The organism is Rothia sp. L_38 (genome assembly GCF_050689125.1).
In the GTDB taxonomy this organism is placed as follows: domain Bacteria; phylum Actinomycetota; class Actinomycetes; order Actinomycetales; family Micrococcaceae; genus Rothia.
Genome location: NZ_JBOEQD010000032.1, coordinates 1 through 1,264 on the forward strand (window position 1 = coordinate 1; position 1,264 = coordinate 1,264).

The window sequence follows — 1,264 nt, forward strand, 5'->3', positions numbered from 1 at the left end:
GGGTAATAGGCAGAAAAGTGTGTCCCCAACACCCCCACAACCCAATCAACACAAGGCAACCAACCCCACAAGTTAGCCCCACAAGCTAACCTAAACCAAGTGAGCCCAAAAACCCCACATGCCTGATATGCAACCAACGAACCAAACGCAACGGCACCACCAGCGCAGGAACCACACGCTACCGCTGCACCCACTGCGGCGCCAGCAGAACCATCAAACGCCCCACCAGCACACGAAAACACCAGCTAGCAGCCTTCATCACCTGGCTCACCAGTAAAAACACCCAGCACCACACCACCCTAGGAGCTGGACGAACCTTCCGCGCCAATACCGCCTGGTGCTGGAACATCACCCCACCCATCAAACAAACAGGCCAAATCCACCACGAAATCCAACTCGACGGTATCTACATCAGCGGCATGGTCTGCATCATCGCCTACAACCAAACCGTTGGTGTCATCGACTACCAATGGGCTAAAAGCGAGAACACCGCAGCCTACCAAGCTTTACTCTCACGCATCCCAGCCCCAGATGTAGCCATCGTAGATGGCGGTTCTGGCTTTGCCAGCGCCGCCAAAACATGTTGGCCAGATACCCGGATTCAACGCTGCCTATTGCATGTGTACCGGAATACTAAAACCCTTCTCACCAGTGCCCCACGCACTGAGGCTGGCAAGTCCTTACTGAAGATTTCTAGGGCTCTTCTACGAGTAACCAGCTTGGACGAGGCAGCAATCTGGTCAGCTTCTTTAGCCTCCTGGCACGGGCAGTATCAAGGCTTTATCAAGGAGAGAACCTGGTTAGCTGATGGTTCTTGGCAGTACACGCACCCCCGGGTGCGTACTGCCTATAGGAGGCTTGAGCGTTTGGTGAAGCAAGGTGTTGTGTTTACTTTTCTGGATCCGGATTTGCTCAGGGAGGGTTCTATTTCTCGTACCACGAATCACATAGAAGGCTATAACGCGAAAATTCGTGCCATGTTGCGGGAACATCGTGGAATGCCGGTGGAGCATCAGTGGCGGGCTGTGGGGTGGCTCTTGTGGGTGGATGCGGCTTGGGGTGCCAGTGTTGATGAGGTGATTAGGTTGGAGCCGGTGCCGGTGGTTGCTCTTGGTGGTCGGAGGAAGGAGGCTGCTGTGGGGCGTTCTTTGGATGAGGTGCGGGGTGTGTTTGTTGTGGGTGAGGGTGTGGTGGTGCGGCGTGGTTGGGGTGGTCGTGGTGGGTGACGCGCCCGGGGTGGGACACACTTTTCTGCCTATAACCC

At 55.6% G+C, this 1,264-nt stretch carries 1 protein-coding gene; it reads left to right on the forward strand.

The window, feature by feature from the left end; genetic code table 11:
- The first annotated feature begins 125 nt into the window (after positions 1–125).
- The gene (locus ACRCJM_RS11960; RefSeq protein ID WP_431465084.1) at positions 126–1,226 is read left to right on the forward strand and encodes an IS1249 family transposase; all 1,101 of its coding nucleotides are present in this window, start codon (positions 126–128) and stop codon (positions 1,224–1,226) included.
- The last annotated feature ends 38 nt before the right edge of the window (positions 1,227–1,264 follow it).